The 6553-nt window shown below is 55.0% G+C and carries 8 protein-coding genes and 1 pseudogene; 4 read left to right on the top strand and 5 right to left on the bottom strand.

Features of this window, described 5'->3' with window-relative positions:
* A pseudogene (locus tag AOA62_RS32245) lies at positions 1–265 on the top strand (hypothetical protein); the annotation flags it as partial.
* A gap of 300 nt (positions 266–565) precedes the next feature.
* On the top strand, positions 566–895 hold the full coding sequence (locus tag AOA62_RS19465) for a hypothetical protein (protein WP_099489620.1): 330 nt from the start codon (positions 566–568) through the stop codon (positions 893–895).
* Positions 896–1094: 199 nt separating this feature from the next.
* On the opposite strand, the gene AOA62_RS19455 is transcribed toward AOA62_RS19465, so the two are convergent.
* The 5 genes from AOA62_RS19455 to AOA62_RS19435 all read right to left on the bottom strand — a co-directional run bounded on the left by AOA62_RS19455 (position 1095) and on the right by AOA62_RS19435 (position 4789).
* Entirely contained in the window at positions 1095–1745 is a 651-nt protein-coding gene (locus tag AOA62_RS19455) for a glutathione S-transferase family protein (RefSeq protein ID WP_099549468.1), read from the bottom strand.
* 47 nt (positions 1746–1792) lie between these two features.
* Entirely contained in the window at positions 1793–2428 is a 636-nt protein-coding gene (locus AOA62_RS19450) for a LysE family translocator (RefSeq protein ID WP_099549467.1), read from the bottom strand.
* 535 nt (positions 2429–2963) lie between these two features.
* The gene (locus AOA62_RS19445; protein ID WP_017135426.1) at positions 2964–3272 is read right to left on the bottom strand and encodes a DUF3077 domain-containing protein; all 309 of its coding nucleotides are present in this window, start codon (positions 3270–3272) and stop codon (positions 2964–2966) included.
* Positions 3273–3746: 474 nt separating this feature from the next.
* Positions 3747–4322 (bottom strand): PIN domain-containing protein, encoded by a 576-nt coding sequence (locus AOA62_RS19440; RefSeq protein WP_099549466.1) that lies wholly within the window; start codon positions 4320–4322, stop codon positions 3747–3749.
* Positions 4319–4789, bottom strand: a complete 471-nt coding sequence (locus tag AOA62_RS19435; RefSeq protein ID WP_017135424.1) for a helix-turn-helix domain-containing protein — start codon at positions 4787–4789, stop codon at positions 4319–4321. The genes AOA62_RS19440 and AOA62_RS19435 overlap by 4 nt, the downstream gene beginning before the upstream one ends.
* A 191-nt stretch (positions 4790–4980) precedes the next feature.
* Here AOA62_RS19435 and AOA62_RS19430 point away from each other — a divergent pair, with 191 nt between their 5' ends.
* On the top strand, positions 4981–6132 hold the full coding sequence (locus AOA62_RS19430) for a colicin E3/pyocin S6 family cytotoxin (RefSeq protein ID WP_099549465.1): 1152 nt from the start codon (positions 4981–4983) through the stop codon (positions 6130–6132).
* Between the two features lie 6 nt (positions 6133–6138).
* Entirely contained in the window at positions 6139–6396 is a 258-nt protein-coding gene (locus tag AOA62_RS19425; RefSeq protein ID WP_099549464.1) for a colicin E3-like toxin immunity protein, read from the top strand.
* The last annotated feature ends 157 nt before the right edge of the window (positions 6397–6553 follow it).

Genomic DNA, 6553 nt, shown 5'->3' with positions numbered 1-6553 from the left:
TGCTGATAATCTTGTTGACTATCAGTCTGACTCCACAAGCACCCACACGAATTGCTTGATTCAGTTGTTAAAGAGCGATTGGTTAAGATCTTTCGTCTCAACCGAGGCGCGCATTCTACAGCAGCCTCATTTGCTGTCAAGCGATTTCTTTATCAAAATCAACTACTTGAACCAGAACCGGCTTCAAGCTGCTCGTCAGCGGGAGGCGAATAGTACAGCATTCAAATATGTGGTCAACCCCCTTCCTGAAATTCTTTTCGATTAATCCACAGTGCCACGGTTGCAGCTATTTAGAGTGTTCGATCGCCTGACAGCGCGGCTCATGGCAAACGCGCGACCTCGCCCAGGCGTTACGGTTTGCAATCGGCGGCGAGGAAAAGCCGGCGAATCAGCAGACCTGGCATTTGCGTAGGCGCGCAATGCCCCTTCAGCCCCTGACTATCAAACCCACTCTCACCCGCTTTTACACAGGTCCGAAAGAAAGCCATTGAAATTCAAGGGCTTTTTTTTCGCCCGCAGAAACGTGAGTATGTGCGGGCGAACGCAGACATGAGGAATCGGAACCATGGAATTGACGCTGGAAGCTGTTGCGCTTTTTGCTCTCAAGCTGGTGCATGAGACGGACGGCGCGAGCCCGTTGCTGCGCGATGACCTGGTGATGGATGGGTATGAGCGCGAAGTGTTTGGGTTGTTGGTGCGCCAGGGGGATTTGGCGACGATTCAACACAAGCTTAATGAGTGCATTGCCCAGGCCTTGAATGCACTAGGCGGCGCCGACACGGTGCTGGGCCGTGAACTGCTCAAACTGTTTACAGATGTGCAACAGGCCAGCAGCCTTGATGAGCTAAGTACCCCGCTGATTACCCTCAAAGACTATCTGAAAGATATCCAGTGAGTCGGTGATCAACATACCGGCCAGGTACACCATCAATACGGCTACGCCAGCGTCCAGGCATCGCCAGACCACGGGCGTGCGAAACAGCTAGGTCAATCGCTGGCATCCCAGCGCCAACCAGATTAACGGCGCCGGCAGGACTCGCTGAGCAACAGCTTTTCAAGACCAGAAGTTTCAACGCCCCTTCTGATCCCCTCGGCTAATAATCCAACCGACCGAAAAGCTCTTCGAAAGGGATCATGACGTGCTCGCGATAAGCTTCACGCTCCCGGAGTCTTTGATACCACGCCTCAACGTGAGGAATGAGTGGGCGGGAAATAGCTAAAGAGAAGTAACGGTACAGATGTGTGCCAACAGTAATGTCTGCCAACGACAAACGTTCCCCACCCAGAAAGGGCTGCTCGCTCAAGACCTGGTCAAGTAACTCAAAATATTGATCGCAGAGGCTGATGCTTTTTTCGATAGCTTGCGGATCCCGCAACGCCTCAGGGGTTCGGTAAAAGCCCCAAAACACACCATTTAAAAACGTCGGCTGCAAGCTGGTTTGAGACCAATCCATCCAACGGTCAACTTGAGAGCGCTGAGCTGGGTCCTCACTCCAGAAACCAGATGCCCCATGACGCGCGGCAAGGTATCTGAGAATACTGTGCGACTCCCACACCACTGTCCCGTCGTCATCTTTTATGACAGGCACGCGCCCATGGGGGTTCATGCGCAGAAACGCTGGCGAATCCTTGAGGCCGTATTGGCCGCCCGCGGGAATATGGCGGTGGGCCAGACCTAACTCACCTATAAGCCACATGACCTTCTGAACATTGAATGACGAACGTCGCCCCCACACTTCAAGCATGCAACCTCCTGTTAACCACCCCTAACTACAACGTTGCAACCACCCTCTTACCGCCGCCCTTCAACCGCCATCCGCACAGCCAAGCCCATCAGCACCGAACCCATCACCCAACGCTGAACCGCCTGCCAGCCTGGACGGGTGACGAAGAACACGGCGATGGAACCCGCCATCATTGCAATCACCGCATTGACGCTCACGCTGATGGCAATCTGCGTAAAACCCAGGATCAGTGATTGCATCAGCACACTGCCATGCCCATTCGGGTCAATAAACTGCGGCAACAACGACAAATACATCACCGCCACTTTGGGGTTCAGCAGGTTGGTCAACAAGCCCATCATGAACAACTTGCGTGGGCTGTCCTGGGGCAAGTCCCGCACTTGAAACGGCGACCGGCCACCCGGCTTCACCGCCTGCCAGGCCAGGTACACCAGGTACATCGCGCCACCGAGCCGCAACGCGTCGTAGGCAAACGGCACCGCCATCACCAATGCGGTAATCCCCAGCGCCGCGCAGAACATATAAACGAGGAAACCCAAGGCAACGCCACCGAGGGAAATCAACCCGGCCGTGCGCCCCTGGCAGATCGAGCGGGAAATGAGGTAAATCATATTCGGCCCGGGCGTCAGCACCATACCGAGGGAGATCAGGCCATAAGCAAGCCAGCTGGACAGTTCGGGCATGGTGTCGCTCCTGCAGTATTGTGCTGGGTGCCATGGTAGGGCGTTGAAAAGCAGGGCGTTAGATACAGATCCGCGAGCAAAACGTCATACACCGCTCACGGTAAGGTACATGATCGACTTCGCCTCGCTGCCGTACACAAACATCGCGCACGTTTGATCTGGATTCTGCAGGCAAAAAAAGACCCTGGCGTCCCAAGGTCTTTTTTACTGCTAACGCTGCTTCAACAGATGTACACCGACCGATGTGTGAGCTGGCTTGCCTGCGATGACCATAGGTATCTACACAACCGGTTAAAACGAAGTCTGTGGTAGGTGGGCTGTTGTGGCGAGCAGGCTTGTCCTGCGTTGGGCTGCGAAGCGGCCCCAGTAAAGGCACTGCAATTTTCCTGAAAGTACTCAGTGTCAGGGTTTGGGGCCGCTTCGCGGCCCAACGCAGGACAAGCCTGCTCGCCACAGGAGAAAGTGGCGGCCTTCAAAAGTTGTGTAGATACCTATGCTGCGATGACGCCAGCCGCCACACCCTCAAACCACCCACTTACACCGAAACAGCGTCCCCCTCCTCCATCACCCCATTGGGCAACATCCCATTCGCCAAATCATCCACCACAGCCTTCGCCATCTCCCCCAAATAATGCGCCGCCCAGGCATAACGGTCCGCGCCTTTGTCCATGGCCGCATCCAATGCGAGCATTTTGGAACAGTGCAGCAACTCGGAAGCATGCTCCAGGGCGTCACGAATGGGCACGCCAGCATTGACGCGGAATAGACGGTGCAGGTTGGGCTGTTTGCCGCAGGTGGAGAAGGTGATGATGCCGAGGGTTTTGTTGAGAGGTGGATTGATCATTGGGCACCTCCGGGCTGGGCGGTGGTGTGGGTTGCAGTATTACAAGGATAAAACCTTTCAGAAATGATCATTGGTATAGCTCCCATTCTTTATAGAGAGCTGCCCCATTCGTTTCCAGGCGAATGGGTGGCAGCTGTGCGCAGGCTGGAAACCGGGGGAATAGGCAAACCCGGCAGACTCGAAAGTCTCCCACGCACAGCCGCCATAACACGCATATGCTGGCACAAAAATGGCACCAGCGGTCGTGATAAATGGTGGCGCCTATGCGCCTATACCCACGGGTTTCCAGGCCCGGTCGCTGATTCGCAGCGACGAGCGAGAACTTAGCTTTAAAAAACAGATGATCAAAGCCGAGCCTTGTGACGAAAAATGTCATGAGGCTGGTACGGGGGTAAATGCCTGTTCTTTCGAGGAGGCCAAAGATAAGCAAGCCAACCAGAGTGATGCCCAGCAAATAGGCCCGCTCATTCGAACCTACAACATCACCCCATATGGCCCAAGCACCTTACTCGTCTGCACCAACCCCTGGCGCATCAACATCTCAAGATAACTCCCAGCCTCCATCGGCGGCCGCTTCAACGTTCGCCTTTGCTTCTGCGCCGCCCCCAACACCGCCGCCTGATCCAAATCCCACAGATCCGAAATAAAGTCATCCGGATGCATAGGCTCAATGTCATAGGCAGCCAGGATATGCGCCGGGAAATCTTTCAAATTGAAGGTCACGATAACTTCAGCCTTGCTTCGAATCGCCGCCGCCAGCACATGACGGTCATCAGGATCAGGCAAATCCAAACTTGAACACAGATCCTCGTACCCCGTCACCAATGCATCGGGTATCGCCTTATCCATCAGCGCCGACGTGCAATTGACTTGCTCAGCCGTAAGATCCGGTCGGTTTTTGAGAACGTTGCGCTTCCACTCCTCATGGATCTGGCTCGTCCATCGAGCTCGATACAGTCCCGACAAACCAAGCCACATCAGCAAATCCCGGAGTGCCGCCGGGTAGAGAACACACGCATCGTATACCGCAGTAAACGGCGAACACCTCATCCGTCATACCCCATTCCCAACGCCTGAGCTTGTTGCGCCAGCGCTTCCATTGCCTCTTGGCTTTCTTCATCACGGCGCTGCTTGAACGCCATCAGATCCGAAAACCGGATTCGCCGATGCCGGCCCGTTTTTGTAAAAGGAATGGCGCCCTCCTCCAGCATCTTGACCAGGTGCGGGCGCGAAACGTTGAGCAGGTCGGCGGCCTCCTGAGAGGTCAATTCGGCATGCACCGGCACGACCTTGACGGCGTTACCGATAGCCAATTCGCCCAGGATATCGACCAACAGGCGCAGGGCTGAGGTCGGGAGTACAAGTGTGTGGGGTTTATCTTCTTTGTCGAAGATGTCGATGCGCTGGGTTTCAAATTTGGTCGAAAGCAAAGATGCCAGTTCTCGCTGGCCTTGCACGGCGGCTTCGACTTCCTTTTCCAGCGGCAGGATCGTTTTGGGGAGTTGATTGGTGATCATGATGCAGCTCCGGTGTTACGCAATTCGGTTGAATCAAAGCTAAACGAAACAAACGAAAATCGCAATAATCGAAACAGTCCTGGCTAACCATACGCCAGTCTCCTTTTCCCACACCAACCATCGAACGAAGCCGACATAAGCCTCCGCTCCCACCTCATAGGCTCACTCCCACACAAGGAAGTGAGCCAGTCATGTCAGAACGCTCGTACCCCATTACCGAAGAAGAACAACTCAAACGGCGGATCCTGACGCCGCAGCCGAAGCGCGCGCCTTATTCACCGCCGATTGATTTATTTGAGCCGCCTCCCACCCCAGCGCCAACACCCGCCAAACCGCCAGGCTGCGTCTTCACAAAACCCTGCCAACTGCCCAACGGCATCATTCGCTACAACGACCCCACCGGTTACGTACCGCTGGAGTTGATCAAGGACTACGGCCATTTCAGCCTGTTGGGTGGCCACGAGGTAGACAGCCGTGGCGCGGTTGCCTTGCGCAAGATCAGCGGCAGTGCCCTGCCTGTCGGCTTGGGGCAATTGGCGTTGCGATCGGCGGCAGTGGAGTCGGCAGCGACTGCTGTTGGCACTGTCGCCGGTGGGCTGTTGAGTGGGTTGGTCGCGTTGTTATGGCCATCGGCGCTGGGCGATAGCGCGCTCTACAGCGAGGAGCAATTACGCTCGCTGCAACGGGCACGGTCGCAGATGCGTTTTGTCGAGCAGCGTGAGGACGGCACACTCAAGGGATATGGGTTTTACACGGGCAACAACCCCGATTGGCAGATGATCGATGTGGTGCAGTTCCAAAGCCGTGGCGATCAGTTTGTGGCGGATTTGGGTGAGGGCGTGGAGCTGATCTGGACGCCAGCGGTTGATCCGCGCGACACGCTGGGGATTCCCGCCTTGGAGGCTGCGCCGCAAGCGCCGGTGATCTGGATTTATCCGCCGACGGAGAAGGCGGCACAGATTCTGGTGAACCCGATTTACCCACCGCAGTATCGGGATTTTATTCTGGTGTTCCCGGTGGAGTCGGGGGTTCGGCCGCTGTATGTAGTGGTGAGTGTTCGGGCTGGGGATCACAAATACCACAAGCCGCCTAAAGAGGAGCAAATAAGCGGCTTTCTAAACCTGATAAAAACAAAGCCTAAAACTCCAAAACAGGGAGGTGGCGGGTTAAGAGAGCGCTGGATTGATGAAAAAGGACGAACGATTTATGAATGGGACTCACAACACGGCGAGCTGGAAGCCTATCTGGCAAGTGACGGAAGCCACCTCGGGGCTTTCAGTCATATAACCGGCGAACAGCTAAAGCCGGCAAAGAAAAAGCGAAACATCAAAAAATACTTGTGAGGCCGCATGGGACTTAAAGTGAGATTGGAATGGTTCGACAAAACCACGGAATACGCGTGTGGCACGGAAGACTCAAAGGACTTGGGCGAGGACTACTCCATCGTTACAAAGCTTGGGCTCTCGAAGGGAGAGGCCGTGAATAACGGTATGTTTGAACTACGCCGGGATTGGCTAACGCATGTGCAACCATTCTTCGTTCATGAAATCGTTCTTTCGAAAAGCGACTATTTCATTGCTCTCGATTACGAAGCTGCACAAATGTGAGCTCACTCGGAAAAACTAGATCCCATGCGCAGTGGTTCGCTGATAAACAAGAAACTCCGCCCGTCTCTGAATACCTGAGGGTACTCACGGTCGAGATGGACGTGCAGCAGTTCTATCTTTGGGGCTGCTTCGCAGCCCAACGCAGGGCAAGCCTGCT

Origin of the sequence: Pseudomonas sp. 2995-3 (genome assembly GCF_002742565.1) — a bacterium.
Taxonomy (GTDB): Bacteria; Pseudomonadota; Gammaproteobacteria; order Pseudomonadales; family Pseudomonadaceae; genus Aquipseudomonas; species Aquipseudomonas edaphica.
Note: the sequence above shows the minus strand (reverse complement) of the source record. Positions and strands in the feature narration are given on the sequence as shown.

Coding starts and splice junctions, on each gene's coding strand:
- AOA62_RS19430 (WP_099549465.1), top strand. CDS start 4,981: ATGTCAGAACGCTCGTACCCCATTACCGAAGAAGAACAACTCAAACGG.
- AOA62_RS19450 (WP_099549467.1), bottom strand. CDS start 2,428: ATGCCCGAACTGTCCAGCTGGCTTGCTTATGGCCTGATCTCCCTCGGT.
- AOA62_RS19425 (WP_099549464.1), top strand. CDS start 6,139: ATGGGACTTAAAGTGAGATTGGAATGGTTCGACAAAACCACGGAATAC.
- AOA62_RS19465 (WP_099489620.1), top strand. CDS start 566: ATGGAATTGACGCTGGAAGCTGTTGCGCTTTTTGCTCTCAAGCTGGTG.
- AOA62_RS19455 (WP_099549468.1), bottom strand. CDS start 1,745: ATGCTTGAAGTGTGGGGGCGACGTTCGTCATTCAATGTTCAGAAGGTC.
- AOA62_RS19445 (WP_017135426.1), bottom strand. CDS start 3,272: ATGATCAATCCACCTCTCAACAAAACCCTCGGCATCATCACCTTCTCC.
- AOA62_RS19435 (WP_017135424.1), bottom strand. CDS start 4,789: ATGATCACCAATCAACTCCCCAAAACGATCCTGCCGCTGGAAAAGGAA.
- AOA62_RS19440 (WP_099549466.1), bottom strand. CDS start 4,322: ATGAGGTGTTCGCCGTTTACTGCGGTATACGATGCGTGTGTTCTCTAC.